The sequence below is a fragment of the Streptomyces sp. NPDC002574 genome (assembly GCF_042889545.1).
Taxonomy (GTDB): domain Bacteria; phylum Actinomycetota; class Actinomycetes; order Streptomycetales; family Streptomycetaceae; genus Actinacidiphila.
On sequence record NZ_JBIARB010000007.1, the window covers coordinates 312,658 to 329,236 of the forward strand.

The 16,579-nt window shown below is 73.0% G+C and carries 14 protein-coding genes; 6 read left to right on the plus strand and 8 right to left on the minus strand.

What is annotated here, in order from left to right; genetic code table 11:
- Position 1: 1 nt before the first annotated feature.
- From ACFYXS_RS18910 to ACFYXS_RS18925, 4 genes are all read right to left on the minus strand, one after another.
- Positions 2–958: an SRPBCC family protein gene (locus tag ACFYXS_RS18910; protein ID WP_389249406.1), complete on the minus strand. Its 957-nt coding sequence runs from the start codon at positions 956–958 to the stop codon at positions 2–4.
- Between the two features lie 84 nt (positions 959–1,042).
- A complete protein-coding gene (locus tag ACFYXS_RS18915) occupies positions 1,043–2,623 on the minus strand; it encodes a polyamine aminopropyltransferase (protein WP_389249408.1) in 1,581 nt (526 codons plus the stop codon).
- A gap of 108 nt (positions 2,624–2,731) precedes the next feature.
- A complete protein-coding gene (locus ACFYXS_RS18920; RefSeq protein WP_389249410.1) occupies positions 2,732–3,265 on the minus strand; it encodes a DUF2617 family protein in 534 nt (177 codons plus the stop codon).
- Between the two features lie 346 nt (positions 3,266–3,611).
- Positions 3,612–3,950 carry a hypothetical protein gene (locus ACFYXS_RS18925; protein ID WP_389249412.1) on the minus strand — a complete coding sequence of 113 codons (339 nt, stop codon included), beginning with the start codon at positions 3,948–3,950 and terminating at the stop codon, positions 3,612–3,614.
- A 103-nt stretch (positions 3,951–4,053) separates the two neighbouring features.
- Between ACFYXS_RS18925 and ACFYXS_RS18930 the strand changes: the two genes are divergently transcribed.
- Positions 4,054–5,247: a pyridoxal phosphate-dependent aminotransferase gene (locus ACFYXS_RS18930; RefSeq protein WP_389249414.1), complete on the plus strand. Its 1,194-nt coding sequence runs from the start codon at positions 4,054–4,056 to the stop codon at positions 5,245–5,247.
- 13 nt (positions 5,248–5,260) lie between these two features.
- On the opposite strand, the gene ACFYXS_RS18935 is transcribed toward ACFYXS_RS18930, so the two are convergent.
- The 3 genes from ACFYXS_RS18935 to clpB form a co-directional block, all read right to left on the minus strand.
- Entirely contained in the window at positions 5,261–6,163 is a 903-nt protein-coding gene (locus tag ACFYXS_RS18935; RefSeq protein ID WP_389249416.1) for an ATP-grasp domain-containing protein, read from the minus strand.
- A 213-nt stretch (positions 6,164–6,376) separates the two neighbouring features.
- Entirely contained in the window at positions 6,377–6,913 is a 537-nt protein-coding gene (locus ACFYXS_RS18940; protein WP_389249418.1) for a YbjN domain-containing protein, read from the minus strand.
- A 95-nt stretch (positions 6,914–7,008) separates the two neighbouring features.
- Positions 7,009–9,606, minus strand: coding sequence for an ATP-dependent chaperone ClpB (gene clpB / locus ACFYXS_RS18945; protein ID WP_389249420.1), 2,598 nt, complete (start codon positions 9,604–9,606; stop codon positions 7,009–7,011).
- A 183-nt stretch (positions 9,607–9,789) separates the two neighbouring features.
- Between clpB and ACFYXS_RS18950 the strand changes: the two genes are divergently transcribed.
- From ACFYXS_RS18950 to grpE, 4 genes are all read left to right on the plus strand, one after another.
- On the plus strand, positions 9,790–10,194 hold the full coding sequence (locus tag ACFYXS_RS18950; protein WP_389249422.1) for a pyridoxamine 5'-phosphate oxidase family protein: 405 nt from the start codon (positions 9,790–9,792) through the stop codon (positions 10,192–10,194).
- A gap of 115 nt (positions 10,195–10,309) precedes the next feature.
- A complete protein-coding gene (locus ACFYXS_RS18955; protein WP_389249424.1) occupies positions 10,310–11,893 on the plus strand; it encodes an Hsp70 family protein in 1,584 nt (527 codons plus the stop codon).
- A 22-nt stretch (positions 11,894–11,915) separates the two neighbouring features.
- Complete coding sequence (locus ACFYXS_RS18960) at positions 11,916–13,076, plus strand: tetratricopeptide repeat protein (protein ID WP_389249426.1); 1,161 nt, start codon at positions 11,916–11,918, stop codon at positions 13,074–13,076.
- Entirely contained in the window at positions 13,073–13,675 is a 603-nt protein-coding gene (gene grpE / locus ACFYXS_RS18965) for a nucleotide exchange factor GrpE (RefSeq protein ID WP_389249428.1), read from the plus strand. Before ACFYXS_RS18960 ends, grpE begins: the two co-directional genes overlap by 4 nt.
- Before the next feature lie 148 nt (positions 13,676–13,823).
- Here the strand turns inward: grpE and ACFYXS_RS18970 are convergent, their stop codons facing one another.
- Positions 13,824–14,288 (minus strand): hypothetical protein, encoded by a 465-nt coding sequence (locus tag ACFYXS_RS18970; protein WP_389249431.1) that lies wholly within the window; start codon positions 14,286–14,288, stop codon positions 13,824–13,826.
- A gap of 218 nt (positions 14,289–14,506) precedes the next feature.
- Here ACFYXS_RS18970 and ACFYXS_RS18975 point away from each other — a divergent pair, with 218 nt between their 5' ends.
- Entirely contained in the window at positions 14,507–16,531 is a 2,025-nt protein-coding gene (locus tag ACFYXS_RS18975; protein WP_389249433.1) for a PA14 domain-containing protein, read from the plus strand.
- The last annotated feature ends 48 nt before the right edge of the window (positions 16,532–16,579 follow it).

The window sequence follows — 16,579 nt, forward strand, 5'->3', positions numbered from 1 at the left end:
CCTACGGGAACGACCGCCTGCGGCGCCTCAGTACGCGCCCCGCGACCACCGCCGACAGCAGCAGCGCCGCCGCGGCCGGGGCGTAGCGGCGCAGCGAGGCCGTGGCCGAACCGTTCTGCGGGGCGGGCACGGGAGCGTACCGGCCGCGCGGCGGGGCGTGGTCGACCTCCTCGGCGCTGCGGCCGATGAGGGTGCGGCGGGCGTAGGCGGCCTCGGCGGGCAGGTCGATCCCGGCGGGGTCCTCGGGGACGTCCGGGACCCGGCCGATGGGGCCGATGCCGTCGATGTCCTCGTCCTCGTCGAGGTCGTCCGCGAGGTCGTCGTCCACGTCGTCGTCGAGGTCACCGCGGAGTTCGCCGGCGAGGTGGTCGTCGAGGTGATCGGCGGCCTCGCCGGGTTCCGCGGTCTCCGGGCCGCGGGCGTCGCGGGTCTCGTGCACGTCGTGCACGGTGAACTCGTCGACCTGCGCGGGCAGGTCGTCCTCGGCGAGGTCGACCAGACCGGCGATCTCCTCGATGCCCTCCCCGGCCGGTTCCAGGTCGGAGGTGAGGGCGGCGGCGAACCGGTCCAGCAACCGCACGCCCGCGGCGGCCGCGACGGCGTCGTCGTACTCCGCGAGCCGGCCGTCGGCCTGCGCCCCGCCGGTGAAGGTCAGCAGCGTCCCGCCCGACACGGCGTCCACGCCGACCTCCAGCGCCAGCTTGACCGTGCCGGCGCCGCGCGCCTCCACCGCCTCGCCCTCCACGGACAGGCTGCCGCCGCGCGGGGCCAGCCGGAGGGTGCCGCGGTAGGTGATCGTCGAGCCGCCGATACGGAGCCTCAGGCGGCCGGCGAGGCCCTCCTCGGCGCCGGCGTCGCGCTGGAGGCCGGGAACGCAGCGGGCGACGCGTTCCAGGTCGGCGAGCGCCTGGCGAATGGTTTCGGCCGGAAACGGAACGAACACCTCATGCGGCTCCATGCGGGCGAGCCTAATCGCCCCCGGCGCGATCCGGTGGGCGATCGGCCCGGGTTCGCGCCCCCGGGTGCCGTCCTCCGGGTCCGCTCAGCCCGTACGCGGGTGCATCAGGGTGGAGGGCGGCAGGTCCCGCCGGGCGGAAGCGTCCGCCCGGCGCGCGGCGGCCGCGAGCGTCGCGGGGGACAGCGAGCGCAGACGGGGGGCGTCCGCCGCCAGGCGCAGCGGCGGGGCGCGGTGCCGGGCGGCGAGGACGAAGCCCCAGTCACCGCCCCGGTGACCGGTGCCGATCCAGTAGTCGGCGGTGCGCAGCCCCGCGGCGCGCACGGTGGCGTCCACGGTCCAGAAGCCGCTCGGCGACGCCCCGGGCGTGCCCGCGTGCACGGCGAGCCGCCCGTCCGGGGCCAGCACGCGCTCGGCCAGCCCGTAGAACTCCTGCGAGTACAGCTTCGCGCTGCGCGAGATGTCCGGGTCGGGCAGATCGGCCAGCACGACGTCGTACCTCCGCGACGGCCCCGCATCGGGGCCCGCCCGGCGCAGCCATTCGAAGGCGTCCCCGGCCCGCACCCGCACCCGGGGGTCGCGGTAGGCGTGCCGGTTCAGCCGGGAGAGCTCCGGGTCGGTGCGGGCGAGGGCGACGAGTTCGGCGTCGAGGTCGACGACCGTCACCGAGCGGACGTCGGGGTAGCGCAGCACCTCCCGCAGCGCGAGGCCGTCGCCCCCGCCGAGGACGAGGACGCGGCGGTGCGGACCGGCCATCGCCGGGTGGACCAGGGCCTCGTGGCAGCGGTACTCGTCGCGGCCGGAGACCCGCAGCCGCCCGTCGAGGTAGAGCCGCAACGGGGAGCCGGTGACCACGACCTCCCGGACCGCGGTCCGCTCGGCCAGCCGCACATGGCCGCCGTACACCGCCTCCCGCGCCGCCCGTTCGAAGGGCCCGGCCGCCCAGGCCGCGCCGGCCAGCACCGCCAGGACGGCGACATTGGCGACGAGCAGCCGGGCGCGCGCGCGGGCAGTGACGTCGGGGCGGAAGAGCCACAGCACGATGAGACCGCCCGCGACCGCGTTGACCGCGCCGGTGAGCAGCGCCCCGGTCAACTGGCCCAGTGCGGGCAGCAGGAGGAAGGGGAAGGCCAGCCCGCCGACCAGGGCGCCCACGTAGTCCGCTGCGAAGAGGTCGGCGACGGCGCCGCCCGCGTCCTGCCGGCGGATCCGCTGGATCAGCGTCATCAGCAGCGGGACCTCGGCCCCGATGAGCACGCCGATCGCGAACGCGAAGCCCACCATGGCCGCACGGGACTGACCGCACCAGGCGAAGCTGGCGTACAACCCCATCACCGACAGGCCGCCGACCAGCGCCAGCACGATCTCCACCCCGGCGAAGCCGACCGCCGGCGCGCAGTTGAGCCGCTTGGCGAGCAGCGAGCCGACGCCCATGGCGAAGACCATGACCGACAGCACGACGGACGCCTGGGTGACGGAGTCGCCCACCAGGTACGAGGCGAGGGCGACCAGTTCGAGCTCGTACACCAGGCCGCACGCGGCGCAGACGAAGACCGCCGCGAGCACCAGCGCCCGTGCCTGCCCCGCCGGGACGGGCAGCCGGAGCCGGCCCGCGTGTCCCGCCGGGGCCCGTGACCCGGGCGCGGTGGAGGTCGACTGGTCGATCATGTCTGAACGCTATGTCACGTTTATGGCGTCAGACGTCACCCACAGGGGTGCGATGGGGGGCACCCGGCGGCGCGTTGACGTCCCGGAGGTCGCCCGCCGTACCCACGCTCACGTCTGCGCGCTCAGCCGCGACCGGGTCGCGACCAGCCGTCCCTCCTGGGGGTACGCGTGCCACGTGCGCCACAGCACGCTTCCGCCGCTGTACTGCACGAGCATCGCGGTGAAGGCGTGCGGATCGCCGGGGAAGGTTCCGGCGAGGCCATTGGGGTGATCGGCCACCAGTGCGAGCAACTCCTGTGCGCGACCGGCGAAGCCGCCCCGCGACAGTGTCTCGATCCGCGCCGCGAACTCGTAGTCCCAGCCGGACACCCGTCTGGCCACTCCGAAGGGCAGCGGCGTGCTGCTGCCGGGCATACAGGCCACGGTCTCCGAGCACCGGCCGCTCGGCGAGTCCAGGACGACCTGGTGGGACGCCCCGAGCAGCCGCATCTGGACCTGGACCGCGGGCGCGGCGACCGCCGTCCCGATGCCCGGGAGTTCACGGTCGAGCACGGCCAGCGCCGGCAGCTCTTCCTTTCCCAGACACCAGGCCAGGTCCCCGGCGCGGGTGTCGGTGTAGGCGGTCTGAAGGGTGGTGAGCATGGAGTCGGCTCCGCAGGCACATCGCGAGCAAGCAGGGAAGGGGGAGGGGAGGGAACCAGGGGCGGGCGGCAGGGGGAGCAGGCCAGGACGGAGAAAATTCACACGGAAGAAGACGGGACGACCCGCGCCTGTGGGGAAATCGCCCGTCGGCTTGCGCCCACGCAGGGGTCGGAGAATACGCAATCATGAAAGGCGCGCCGTCTTCAGCGTTTTTACCCATCTCCACCCGCTTTACATCCCCAAGGGCGCGTACGGGTTCAGGTGTTCACCACAAATGCGCCCGGTAGGCGAGTAACCCGCCGGGCGCATATGCGATTCGGCACGGGCAATGCGCAATTTCGTATCGTCAGCTTCCGCCGCCGCAGCCGCCACCGCCCCCGCAGGAACTCCCCCCGCCGCAGGAGGAGTGACCGCCGCCGCCGCACGAATGGTGACCGCCCCCGTGGTCCCCGCCGTGGTGGCCGTGGCCGCCTCCGTGGTGGCCACCGCCTCCCCCGTGCGAGGACGGGCCGCTGTCCCCCGCCCACCAGGCGGCGACCCCCACACCGCCGGCGTCGGCGGCCGACGAGCCGTGCCGGTGCCGGCGGCTGCCGCCCCCGCGATGGGCGTTCCGCGCCGCCGCGATCGCCAGTACCAGCACCACGCCGAACCCGAAGAGGATCAGCAGAATGACAAGAGGTCCCATCGGTACCACCCCCCGCTTTCCTTGCTTTCCGTTGTGCACCGGTGATGCCCCCGCCCCTCGCGGCCGAAAGCAGAGTTGAGGAAGTCCAGAGGTTCGGCGGAGGATGGCGGGCATGACCTCCTCGCGACCCCCGCTCAACCGCGCACTCGCGGAGTTCGGCACCACCATCTTCGCCGAGATGTCGGCCCTCGCCGCCCGCACCGGCGCGATCAACCTCGGCCAGGGATTCCCCGACGCGGACGGTCCCGAGGAGGTCCGCGAGGCCGCCGTCCGGGCGCTGCGCGACGGCCGCGGCAACCAGTACCCGCCCGGCCCCGGCGTGCCCGAGCTGCGGCAGGCCGTCGCCGCCCACCAGGCGCGCTTCCACGGCCTGACGTACGACCCGGACACCGAGGTGCTGGTCACCGCCGGCGCCACCGAGGGCATCGCCGCCGCCATGCTCGGCCTGCTGGAACCGGGCGACGAGGTGATCGCCTTCGAGCCCTTCTACGACTCGTACGCCGCGTGCATCGCCATGGCCGGCGCCGTCCGCGTCCCCCTCACCCTGCGCGCCCCCGGCTTCCGCCCCGACCTCGACGCGCTGCGCGCCGCGATCACCCCCCGCACCCGGCTGCTGCTGCTCAACAGCCCGCACAACCCGACCGGGACGGTGCTCAGCCGCGAGGAACTGACCGCGATCGCGGAACTCGTCCTCGAGCACGACCTGCTGGTCGTCACCGACGAGGTCTACGAGCACCTGACCTACGACGCCGAGCACATCCCGCTCGCCGCCCTCGCCGACCGCTTCCCGGGCCTGCGCGACCGCGTCGTCACCATCTCCAGCGCCGGCAAGACCTTCTCCTTCACCGGCTGGAAGGTCGGCTGGGTCACCGCCGCCCCACCCCTGGTCAGCGCGGTCCGCGCGGCCAAGCAGTACCTGACGTACGTGGCCTCCGGCCCGTTCCAGTACGCCGTCGCCGAGGCCCTCGCCCTGCCCGACGCCTACTTCCGGGACTTCCGCGACGGTCTGCGGCGCAAGCGGGACCTGCTCGCCGACGGCCTGCGCGCCGCCGGATTCGAGGTCCACCAGCCCCAGGGCACGTACTTCATCACGACCGACATCACCCCCTTCGGCGAGAAGGACGCCCTCGCCTTCTGCCGGGCCCTCCCCGAACGCTGCGGTGTCGTCGCCGTCCCCAACTCCGTCTTCTACGACGACCCCGACGCCGGCCGCAGCCAGGTCCGCTTCGCCTTCTGCAAACGCGACGACGTCCTCACCGAGGCGGCCGCCCGACTCCGCACGGCGTTCGCCGGCTGACCGGACGTGCCGATCAGGCGTCCCTGCCCCAACGGCCCTCCGGGCCGTGCTCCACGGCGAGCAACGGGCCGAGCAGGGCGGCCGGGTCGGCGCCGGCGCCGAGGTCGCTGACCTGCCCGTCGCCGACCTCGACGACGCGCCACGTCCCGTCGGTGCGCCGGGCGAGGTCGGTGGCGACGAACCGGCAGTCCAGCCCGCGCACCAGGGGACGGACGGGGTCGAGATCGGGCACGGGCCGCAGACCGGGGGTGTCGGGGTGCCCGGTCGCCAGGACCGCCTCGCCGTCGAGCCACCAGATCCGGGCCTCGCCGGTGTCCCGCCGGAAATCCTCGAAGGCGCGCAGCACGATCCCGCCCGTCAGGGAGTCCTCCTGACGCTCGACGAAGCGGGACACCACGGCGTGGACGGCCGGGGTGTCCGCGAGGTCGGGCAGGTAGCAGGCCTCGTCCCACTCGTGCTTGCGGGACTTGACGAAGTCCTTCACGATTCCCGGGCCGGCCGGGAGCCGGGCCGCGGCCCGTGCGAGCGCATCCGGACCCGGGGGCCTGCCCGGCTCGCAGGGCATCCAGGCGCTCGTCGGCGTCATCTCGGCGAAAGCGGCGTACCAGCCGGGCAGTTCATGTGCCGCCCGGTACATCCCTGGCGTGGTCAGCAGGTGGACGCCGCGTCCGGCCAGCGCGGTGTCGAGTTCCGCGTACGCGGCGGCCGGGATCATCCAGCCGCGGTACCAGACCGCTCCCAGGCCGCGCGGCACGCGTCGCACGGCCTCGTCCGTGTCGCCGCGGAGCAGCGCGTCGTGGTCCAGCAGCGCCACCTCCGCTCCGGCCGCACGGGCGGCGGCGGCCTGCGGCGCGAAGTGCGGGTCGCAGCGAGCCGGTCGAAGGGGGTCGTCGCACAGCAGCAGGGAGACGGTCACCCGCCCCACGGTAGAGGCCTGGCGACCGCCCGGTCCGGCCCTTTGTGCGGCGGCGGGGCCGGTGCCCGGGGCCGCGGCCGGGAGGACGGCAGCCCGGCCCCGCACGGCCGCCGGGGGCGGTCGGGAGGGGCCGGGCTGTCGTTCACCTACGGGACGTACCTGCTGGTCTCCGTCCCGGTGGCCTGCCGGCGTGCGCCCTGCGGCGCGGCGGGCTCAGTCCTCGGCGTCGCCGTCGCCCTCACCGTCGGTGGAGTCGGCGTCCTTCTCCAGTCCCAGAGCCTCGAGGATCCACTTCTCGAACTCGATGGACGCGCGCACCCAGCTGACGGTGCTGGAGACGAAGTGCTCCAGGCCGACGCCGAGACCGATCAGCATCTGGGCCTCGCCGATCAGGCGGACCGTGCCGTCGTCGTGGGTGTGCGTGTAGACCTTCGGCCACAGGGTGCGGCGGTTCCAGTCGTCGAGCGCCTCGTGCAGCTGGGGCTTGTCCTCAATGCTGTACGGGCGGTCGTAGAAGGTGCGGACCGCGAAGATCTGCTGGTCCTCCTCCCCGCGGAACATGAAGTAGGTGCGGAACTCCTCCCACGGCGCGGCGAGGTCGCCTTCCTCGTCGACGACGTACTTGAGCTCCATCTGCTCCAGCAGCTGCTTGACCAGATCCTGGTCAGGAATGACCACGTTCCCGGCAGGGCCGGGCTGGGGGTCCGGCTGGCCCCCGAAATTCGGAATCGAGGACGGGTCGATGCTCACCTTGGAGTTCCCTTCGTACGGATAACCCCATCCTCCCTCACGGCGGGCCGCGCTGTGCAAGCGCGGCCCGTCGGTCCGGCGACGCGTCGCCGGACTCAGAGGGTCTTGCCGGTGGCCGTCCCGACCAGCAGCTGGTCACCGACCCGGTCGACCCGCACGGTGTCCCCGTCCCTGACCTCACCGGCCAGGATCTCGCGGGCCAGCTGGTCGCCGATCGCGGTCTGCACCAGGCGGCGCAGCGGACGGGCACCGTACGCCGGGTCGTTGCCCTCCTCGGCCAGCCAGTCCAGCGCCTCGTCGGTGATGTCGAGGCCGATCCGGCGGTCGCGCAGCCGCAGGGCCAGGCGATCGGTCTGCAGCCGGGCGATGCGGCGCAGCTCCTCCTTGCCGAGGGCGGTGAAGACGACGATGTCGTCCAGCCGGTTCAGGAACTCCGGCTTGAAGGACGCGCGGACCGTCTCCAGGACGCTCTCCTTCTTCTCCTGGTCGCCCAGCACCGGGTCGACCAGGTACTGGCTGCCCAGGTTGGAGGTGAGGATGAGGATGGTGTTGCGGAAGTCGACGGTGCGGCCCTGGCCGTCGGTGAGCCGGCCGTCGTCGAGCACCTGGAGCAGGACGTCGAAGACCTCGGGGTGCGCCTTCTCCACCTCGTCCAGCAGCACCACGGTGTACGGGCGGCGGCGCACGGCCTCGGTCAGCTGGCCGCCCTCCTCGTAGCCGACGTAGCCGGGAGGCGCGCCGACCAGGCGGGCGACGGAGTGCTTCTCGCCGTACTCGCTCATGTCGATGCGGACCATCGCCCGCTCGTCGTCGAAGAGGAAGTCCGCGAGCGCCTTGGCCAGCTCGGTCTTGCCGACGCCGGTCGGGCCGAGGAAGAGGAAGGAGCCGGTGGGCCGGTCCGGGTCGGCGATGCCGGAGCGCGAGCGGCGCACGGCGTCGGAGACCGAGCGCACCGCCTCGGTCTGGCCGATCAGGCGCCTGCCGAGCTCGTCCTCCATGCGCAGCAGCTTCTGGGTCTCGCCCTCCAGCAGACGGCCGGCCGGGATACCGGTCCAGGCGGCGACCACGTCGGCGACGTCGTCGGGGCCGACCTCCTCCTTGACCATGGTGCCGCGCTTGGCCACCTCCTCCGCCTCGGTGGCCTCGGCGAGCTCCGCCTCCAGCTTCGGCCGCTCGCCGTACATCAGCTTGGACGCGGCCTCGAAGTCGCCGTCGCGCTGGGCGCGCTCGATGCGGGTGGTCAGGTCGTCCAGGCGCTCCTTGAGCTCACCGACCCGGTTCAGGCCCTCCTTCTCCTTCTCCCAGCGGGCGGTCAGGCCGCGCAACTCCTCGTCCTTGTCGGCGAGGTCCTTGCGCAGCTTCTCCAGCCGCTGCTTGGAGGCGGGATCGGTCTCCTTCTCCAGCGCCATCTCCTCCATGCGGAGCCGGTCGACGGAACGCTGCAGTTCGTCGATCTCGACGGGGGAGGAGTCGATCTCCATACGCAGCCGCGAGGCGGCCTCGTCGACCAGGTCGATGGCCTTGTCGGGCAGGAAGCGGGCGGTGATGTAGCGGTCGGACAGGGTGGCCGAGGCGACCAGGGCGGCGTCGGCGATCTGCACCTTGTGGTGCGCCTCGTAGCGGCCCTTGAGACCGCGCAGGATCGCGATGGTGTCCTCGACGCTCGGCTCGGCGACCAGCACCTGCTGGAAGCGGCGCTCCAGGGCGGGGTCCTTCTCGATGCGCTCGCGGTACTCGTCCAGCGTGGTCGCGCCGACCATGCGCAGCTCGCCGCGGGCCAGCATCGGCTTGAGCATGTTGCCCGCGTCCATGGCGGAGTCGCCGCCCGCGCCGGCGCCGACGACGGTGTGCAGCTCGTCGATGAAGGTGACGATCCGGCCGTCGCTGGCCTTGATCTCCGCCAGCACCGCCTTCAGCCGCTCCTCGAACTCGCCGCGGTACTTCGCGCCGGCGACCATGGCCCCGAGGTCCAGGGCGACCAGGCGCTTGTTGCGCAGGCTCTCGGGCACGTCGCCCTTGACGATGCGCTGGGCCAGGCCCTCGACGACCGCCGTCTTGCCGACGCCGGGCTCGCCGATGAGGACCGGGTTGTTCTTCGTGCGCCGTGACAGCACCTGCACGACGCGCCGGATCTCGTTGTCCCGGCCGATGACCGGATCGAGCTTGCCCTCGCGGGCGGCGGCGGTGAAATCGGTGCCGTACTTCTCCAGCGCCTTGTACGTGCCCTCGGGGTCGGGTGTCGTCACGCGCTGACCTCCCCTGATCTGCTCGAACGCGTCCTGCAGCTTCTTGCCTGTCGCACCGTACTGCGCCAGCAACTCGCCGGCGGCCCCGCCCTTGAGGGCGATGCCGATCAGCAGGTGCTCGGTGGACACATAGGCGTCCCCGAGTTCCTTCGCGCGCGTCGTGGCGTCCGCGATCACGGCGAGCAGGTCGCGGCTCGCCTGCGGGGGCGCCACTGTGCTGCCCTGCACGCTGGGCAGTCCGCCCAGCAGCCGCTCGGCCCCGGACCGCACCGCGGCCACGTCGGCGCCGGTCGCCGCGAGCACGTCCAGCACGCTGTCGTTCTCCGGCTGCTCCATAAGCGCGAGCAGCAGGTGCGCGGGGGTCAGGTCCGCGTGTCCCGCCGACACCGCCTTGGTGTTGGCGGCGCCCACAGCCTCCCGGCTCTTGTTGGTCAGCTCGGCATCCACGTCCGCGTACTCCTCCTTCTGCCCGAACCGTAAAACTGCCTAGTCCAGCGTGAGACAAGTTGAGTCTATTCCACTCAAGGTTGGTTTCCAAGGCCAAAGCACGGCACCGCCGAGCGTTCCCCCGGGTACGGGCCGCCCGGCGGCCTCGCTCACCGGACCCCCCGCCCCGGTACCGTCGATGCCATGGCCATCGACCCACGCAACCCGGACCCCGCGTACCTCGCCTTCTGGCGGGAGTACCTCATGAGCACGCTCACCACCCACCGGCCCGACGGCTCACCGCACGTCGTGCCGGTGGGGGTGACGTACGACCCGGAGGCGGGGCTGGCGCGGGTGATCACCAACAAGGCGAGCCGCAAGGTCGCCCACGTGCTGGCCGCCGGGCCCGGGGGCGCCCGGGTCGCGGTCTGCCAGGTGGACAAGGGGCGGTGGGCCACGCTGGAGGGCGTGGCCCGGGTCAACACCGATCCGGAGGCGGTGGCGGACGCCGTGCGCCGGTACGCCGAGCGGTACGGCCGCACCCCCGCCCCCAATCCGGACCGGGTCGTCGTCGAGATCGCGCTGACCCGTGCGATGGGTCGCGCCTGACCCCTCCGACCCCGTCAATCCCATCCCGTGAACACCCCTGCATGCTGCATGATTGACGCTCCGGCAGATTCGGGCGGCACGAGTTACGGGGAGGTGCCCGGGGGTGGCACGGGTTGTGGGAATCGATCTCGGAACGACGTACTCCGCGGTGGCGGTGGCCGACCGGACCGGCACCGCGTCCATCGTCCGCAATCGTGAGGGGGAGAACATCACCCCCTCCGTGGTGATGTTCCAGGGCGACACGGTCGTCGTCGGCTCGCAGGCCAAGCGGTCGGCGGCGACCGCGCCCGACCACGTCGTGCAGTTCGTCAAGCGCTACATGGGCGAGCCCCACCCCGTCTACACCTCCGAGTCGGGCACGCACTTCCGGCCCGAGGAGATCTCCGCGCTGATCCTCAAGCGGCTGAAGGAGGACGCCGAGATGATGCTCGGCGAGCCGGTGGAGCGCGCCGTGATCACCGTTCCCGCGTACTTCGACGACGCCCGCCGCAAGGCGACCCAGGACGCCGGCCGGATCGCCGGCCTGGAGGTGCTGCGGATCGTCAACGAGCCGACCGCCGCCGCGCTGGCCTACGGCGTCGACCAGGACGAGGACGAGCGCGTCGGCACCGTCCTCGTCTACGACCTGGGCGGCGGCACCTTCGACGTGACCGTGATGAGGGTCGAGGACGGCGACTACGAGGTCGTCGCGACCGACGGCGACCGCAACCTCGGCGGCTTCGACTGGGACGGGGTGCTGATGGAGCACCTCAACGGTGCCTTCATGGCGGCCGGCGGCCCCGACCTCACCGAGGACAGCGCCACCCTCGCCGAACTGCGCGACAAGGCGGAGATCGCCAAGCGCACGCTGTCCCACGCCCCGCAGGCCGTGGTCGTGCTCTCGGCGGGCGGGCGCCACGAGCAGATCCGCATCACCCAGGCCAGGTTCGAGGAGCTGACCGCCGAACTCCTGGACCGCACCCGCATCCTCACCGAGGGCGTCCTGGAGGAGTCCGGCCTGACCTGGGCCGACATCGACAAGGTGCTGCTGGTCGGCGGCTCCACGCGGATGCCCCAGGTCCCGGCGCTGGTCGAGCGGCTGTCCGGGAAGAGCGCGGAACGCGGCGTCAACCAGGACGAGGTGGTGGCGCTCGGCGCCGCGCTGATCGCCCTGGACGCCGAGGTGCGCGCCGAACAGGCCGCGGAGCGCAAGAAGTACATCGGCAGCGGCGCCCACGTGGAGTCCGCCCCCGGCGACGGCCTGGCCCGGCTGACCAAGGGCAGGGTCAGGTCCATCAAGGACGTCACCTCGCAGTCGCTGGGCATGGTCGCGGTGCACGACGAGGCCCCCGGTTCCCCCGAGTACAACGCGGTGATCATCACGCACAACACCACCGTCCCGGCCAAGGAGAGCGACACCTTCTACACCGTCGCCGAACGGCAGACCGCGCTGCGCGTGCAGGTCACCGAGGGCGAGGGCGAGGACCTGGACTACGTGAAGGTGGTCGGCGAGAGCACGCTGAGGATCCCGCCGTACCCCCGGCACGCGCCCTTCGAGGTCTTCTACTCCTACGACGTCGACGGCATCATCCACGTCGAGGTCAAGGACCTGACCTCCGGCGAGTGGCTGGGCGAGTTCGAGGTCGAGCGCCCCGACAACCTCGGCACCGGGCAGCTGGAAGAACTCAGCGACCGGGTGGCCCGTACCGCCGCCCTGTGACCGGAGCCGGAGGCGCCGCGCCATGACCGCGACCGATGTCCCCGACTACTACGCCGAGTTCGGGATCAGCACCAGCGCCACACCGCAGGAGATCGGCAAGCACCTCGACCGCGAGCACCGCAGCTGGGCGGGGCGGGCGGGCAAGGCGCCCACCTCCGACAAGCGCCGCGAGGCCGAGGACAGGGTGCGGCTCATCGCGGAAGCCCGCAAGGCGCTCACCGACCCCTCCGCCCGCACCCTGTACGACCAGAAGCTCGCCCGCGCCAAGAAGAGCGTGCCGCGGCAGCCGCCCCGGCCGGAACCGGTGCAGCCCACCCTCGGCGGCACCGTCCGCGACTGGATCGGCACCGCCCAGCAACTCATCACCGAGGGCGACCTGCAGGCCGCCGCCTACGAACTGCGCCAGGCCGTGCACCACGACGACCGCAACGCCTTCGCCTGGCGGCTGCTCGGCGCCGTCCACACCGATCTCGGCGAGTACCGGGACGCCCTCCAGGAGCACCGGCGCGCCCTGGAACTGGAACCCGCCGACGCCGGCACGCACTATCTGGTCGGCACCGTCCACACCGCCTTGGGCGACCACGGCACCGCTCTGAGCTGGTACCTGAAGGCCGCGACCCTCGCCCCCGGCGACCTGGGGACCGAGATCGCCATCGGCGACGGGCTGTATGCCGCCTCGCGCTTCGACGAGGCCCTGAGCTGGTACGAGAAGGCCCTGGCCCATTCCCCCGGGCACGCCGGGCTGCGCAACCAGATCGCCCGCATCTGGTCGCTGCGCGCGGAGGGCGCCATGGTCACCCATCCGTACACCCGGCGGCTGGTGGTCGCGGCCGCGGAGGCCGCGCAGCGGGTGCTGCACTGCGTCGACCAGGGACTGGCCGTCCGTCCCGGCGACCCGGAACTGGCGGGACGGCTGGAGTTCTACGGGGGGCTCGCGCGCGACGCCCTGCGCAAGACCTGGAACTGGCGCGGCGGCATGCTCCTGGTCGTCCTCGCCGGCGTGGCGCTGGCGTTCGCCGTCGGCGACGGCAAGGTCGGCCTCTACAGCCTCCTGGTACTGGCCGTCACCGCGGCGCTCGTCGCCTGGCTCGGCTACCGGCCCCGATGGTTCCACACCCGCAAGTCCCTTCCCCGGCACGCCCGCGACCCGCAGCGACAGCAGCAGCCCTGGAGCACCGCATGAGCACTCCGCCGCCCGTACCGCCGGTCCCGCCCACGCCGCCGGCGCAACCCGCGCCGCCCGCACTCCCGATGCCGCCGGAGGCCGTCGTCACCGCACCGGCGCCGGTGCCCGTGCCGGCGCCGGCCCCCGATCCCTTCGCGATCGTCGCCGACGCCGTGGACGGGCTCCGGGAGGAAATGGCCGCGCTCGGCGACCAGTTCCGCCGCAGGCTGCTCAACGACCGCGAGGGCCGGCGCGGCCTGGACGAACTGCGCGCCGAGCTGGACCACACCCGCAAGGCAGCCGAGGGCCGCCTGATGCAGCCCCTGCTGTACGACCTCGTGCTCCTGCTGGACCGCATCGACCGCCACCCCGGCATCGACGGCGGTTTCGCGGACTCCGTCGGCGCCGAACTCCTCACCGTCCTGGAGAAGTACGGCATGACCCGCGTCCCGGTCGCCGCCGGCCGCTTCGACCCCGGTCACCAGGAGGCCGTCGGCACCGTCCCCGCGCCCCGGCCCGAACTCGCGGGCGACGTCGCGGAAGTGGTCCGGCACGGCTACCGCGTCGGTGACCGCGTCGTCCGCCCCCAGCAGGTCCGCGTCCACGCGGCCCCCTGACACCCCGGGAGTCCCGCCCGGCCGGGACCTTGCAGCCGCGGACGTCCACCATCACGCCGAACGCGCTCCGGGCGCGCGGCTTCGGGGCGGCCGGCGCCCGCTCCCGGAACGGCCCCGGGCGCGAGCGGATGCCGCCGCGGCCGGAGGACTACCTCGTGCGCAGCGAGGTCCGCGACGTCGAGCCGGCCTGAGCCGCGGCCCACACCGCCACCGCCGCCCACAGCGGCAGCCACGCGGCCGCGAGCAGCGCACCGGCGCCGAGCGCCGCACCCGTCACGGTCACCTCCCGGCGCCGGGCCCACACGGATCCGACACCGCCCACCGCGAGCAGCGCCACCACCACCGGGACCGGCACCAGGTCCGCGTACCGCGGCACCTGCTCCAGCCCGTACGCCGCCACCCCGAGGCTCACCAGGACCAGCGCCAGGACGCCCGAGACCCACCACGGCCCCTCGCGGTCCGAGGCCAGTCGCAACGCGGCCCACAGGGCCACCGTGGCCATGGCCACGTCCAGCCCCTCGGAGCTCCACGCCAGCGCGTGCGGCACCGCCGCGGCCAGCATCCCGAAGGCCAGACCCGCCACCACTCCCGTCCACACCGCTCCACGTGACATATCCCGCGTCTTCCCCGTCCCGCCCCCCACAGGCCTCCCCCGCCCGCTCCCGCCACCCCTTCGGCGTCACACCTACGGCGCCGTGCGTGTACGGGCGGGGCCACCGCGCGGAGTCGGCGCGAACCGGGGTCGCAGGACACGGCATGATCACGGGCGGGCGTGACCTCTGGGCACAGGCGTTCGGGGGTGTCAGGATTTTACTCCTCAGGGAGGGATCTTTGACCACGTACATACGGACGACCGCCACCGCACTCGTCCTCGCCACGGCGTCCGCGGGCCTCGCCACACTGCCCGCCGGTACCGCCCACGCCACCATCACCTGCAAGACCGGTGAGTGGACGGCCACCTACTACCCCAACACCACGTTCAAGGGCGCTCCGAAGAGGACCGTCTGCGACGCCTCGATCAACGAGAACTACGGCACCGGGGACCCCGCGGGGGTCACGCTGCCCAAGGACAACTTCGGCGTCCGCTGGAGCCTCACCCGCGACTTCGGCTCCGGTGGGCCGTTCGCCTTCACCGCCTCGACCCGCGACGGCATCCGGGTGTACGTCGACGGCGCCCGCAGGATCGATCTGTGGAAGGACGTGAGCACCACCCAGAACAGGACCCTCAACCTCACGGTCCCCAAGGGCAGGCACACCCTGCGCGTCGACTACGCGGCCTGCAAGGGCACCGCGAACGTCAAGTTCACCTACGCCCCGCGCACGACGGCCTCGGTCGACAAGACCAGGCCGCTGACGCCGACCGGGCTGAAGGCCCCGGCCACCGGCCACGCGTTCACGCTCGCGTGGACCAGGGGCGCGGAGATGGACCTCGCGGGGTACCGCGTCTACCGCCGCGTGGGCTCGGGCAGCTGGGTCCGGGTCAGCGGCGCGCCGACGGTGACCTCGACGTCCTACCGGGACCTGCCGCCGTCCAACGGCGCCCGCTACTCCTACGCGATCACGTCCGTCGACAAGGCGGGCAACGCCTCCGCGCTGTCGGCCGCGGTCACGGTCACCTCGATCGACGAGCAGGCCCCGGCCACGCCGACCGGCCTGAAGGTCGTGGCCACCGCCGACGGCAGGGGCTACGCGCTGACCTGGAACGCCATCGCGGACGCGGTGAAGTACCAGGTGTACCGCGCGACCTCGGCGACCGGCCCGTGGACTCCGCTCGGCACCCCGCCGGGCGCGTCGTACACGGACAGCACGGCCGCCTCCAGGACGACGTACGTCTACGCCGTCACCGCGGTGGACGCCGCCGGCAACTCCTCGGGCAGGTCCACCACCGCCGGCGCGGCGCCGCTGGTGATCCGGCCGGTCGCGCCCCGCGACCTGGCGGCGACCCCCCTCGTGAACCTGCTCGGCGTCACGCTGACGTGGAGCCTCCCGGCGGCTCAGGACGTCGGGACGTACACGGTCTACCGTTCGACCACCTCGCCGGTGGACCCGGCCACCGCGACCCGCGTCACCTGCACGGTCGATCACGAGGGCAACCTCGGCGCGGACCCGGCCCGGTACAGCTGCACCGACAACAACGCGTCCCTGCGGCGCGGCGTGACCTACCACTACGTCGTCACCCAGAGCGCCGACGGCCTCACTTCGGCACCCTCGAACGACGTCACCTACACCGTTCCCGGCGACGAGGTCCCCCCGGCCCTGGTCTCCGGGCTGACCGTCGAGCCGACGGAGTACGGGGTGCGCCTGCACTGGGACCCCAACACCGAGTCGGATCTGGCCCGTTACACGGTCTACCGCGGTGAGCTGTACGAGGACGACGAGCAGCGGACGTGCCTCGGCCACGCAGTCGAGTGGCTGGCTCCGGACGCCACGGAGTACCTCGCCGAGCGGCTGCCCGACGGCGAGCGGGGTTGCTACTTCGTCGACGCCGAGGACACCTGGGGCAACTCCCTCTTCACGTCCGAGCGCGAGGTCTCCGTGGTGGAGTTCACCGAACTCGACCTGACCCCGTCCGTCGCAACCCCCGAGGGATCGCCCGTAGAGCTGACCGCCGAGGACGTGGTCAGCGGCGTGCGGCTGGGCTGGAACGAGGTGGCAGGCGCCGCCGGTTACCGCGTCTACCGCTGGGACCGTGCCGCCGGCCGGTACGAGAGCCTGACGCCGGACCCGGTGACGGGCACGGCCTGGACGGACACCACCGCGCCCCGCGGCACCACCCACTACTACTGGGTGACCGCCGTGGACGCGGACGGCACGGAGTCCGCGCCGGGCGGGGCCTCCGCGATCCTGGCCCCATGACAGAAAGGCGGGCCTTGCGATAATCGCAAGGCCCGCCTACGCTGTTTC

Coding starts and splice junctions, on each gene's coding strand:
- ACFYXS_RS18925 (WP_389249412.1), bottom strand. CDS start 3,950: ATGGGACCTCTTGTCATTCTGCTGATCCTCTTCGGGTTCGGCGTGGTG.
- ACFYXS_RS18960 (WP_389249426.1), top strand. CDS start 11,916: ATGACCGCGACCGATGTCCCCGACTACTACGCCGAGTTCGGGATCAGC.
- ACFYXS_RS18920 (WP_389249410.1), bottom strand. CDS start 3,265: ATGCTCACCACCCTTCAGACCGCCTACACCGACACCCGCGCCGGGGAC.
- grpE (WP_389249428.1), top strand. CDS start 13,073: ATGAGCACTCCGCCGCCCGTACCGCCGGTCCCGCCCACGCCGCCGGCG.
- ACFYXS_RS18910 (WP_389249406.1), bottom strand. CDS start 958: ATGGAGCCGCATGAGGTGTTCGTTCCGTTTCCGGCCGAAACCATTCGC.
- ACFYXS_RS18915 (WP_389249408.1), bottom strand. CDS start 2,623: ATGATCGACCAGTCGACCTCCACCGCGCCCGGGTCACGGGCCCCGGCG.
- ACFYXS_RS18950 (WP_389249422.1), top strand. CDS start 9,790: ATGGCCATCGACCCACGCAACCCGGACCCCGCGTACCTCGCCTTCTGG.
- ACFYXS_RS18970 (WP_389249431.1), bottom strand. CDS start 14,288: ATGTCACGTGGAGCGGTGTGGACGGGAGTGGTGGCGGGTCTGGCCTTC.
- ACFYXS_RS18930 (WP_389249414.1), top strand. CDS start 4,054: ATGGCGGGCATGACCTCCTCGCGACCCCCGCTCAACCGCGCACTCGCG.